The sequence below is a fragment of the Bacillus cereus group sp. BfR-BA-01379 genome (assembly GCF_022663605.1).
Classification (GTDB): Bacteria; Bacillota; Bacilli; order Bacillales; family Bacillaceae_G; genus Bacillus_A; species Bacillus_A mobilis.
The window spans coordinates 1-593 of the sequence record NZ_JAKUFT010000190.1 but is presented as its reverse complement, the minus strand read 5'-3'; the positions used below and the strand labels follow the sequence as shown (position 1 = coordinate 593).

Here is a 593-nt window from a genome sequence, read left to right as displayed (position 1 = left end):
AGGCAGAAGGTTCTAAACCGGGTCCAGTAGAACTGAAAGTGGAAAACGGCAAGGTCATGGCAAAGTATCCAGCGATTATGGATACGAAAGAAAGAAGCATTGTCTTTAAAGTGAAGGTAAAAGAAGAAGCAGAAATCGGTAAGGAAATTGTCAATAAGGCAATTGTAGTAGATACAACACATGAGCCAGAAAAGCCTCATGTTGCAATTACCCCACAATATAAAGACGGCAAGATTGCTGCTCAGAAAATGGCGAATAACCATAAACCAAAACTAGGAGAAGAAGTAGAATACCGAATTAGTTTTAAAAACACGGTAGAAAACGGAAAACTAGCAGAGGTAAATATAAAGGATACATTACCAAATGGTTTAGAGTATGTAGAAGGCAGCATCGCGGCAGAAGGTTCTAAACCGAAACCAGTAGAGCTACAGGTGAAAAATAATGAGGTAATGGCAAAATATCCAGCAATTACAGATACAGAGGAAAGAAGCATTGTCTTTAAAGCGAAGGTAAAAGAAAGCGCAAAAGCGGGAGAAGAAATCGTAAATGAGGCGATTGTGGATGATACAAAGAATCTGCCAGAAGAGCCTTAC

Annotated in this window: 1 protein-coding gene; it reads left to right on the top strand. The window is 39.5% G+C overall.

The window, feature by feature from the left end:
* On the top strand, positions 1-593 hold a 593-nt coding region (locus MR113_RS27375; RefSeq protein WP_242257488.1), incomplete at both ends, for an isopeptide-forming domain-containing fimbrial protein.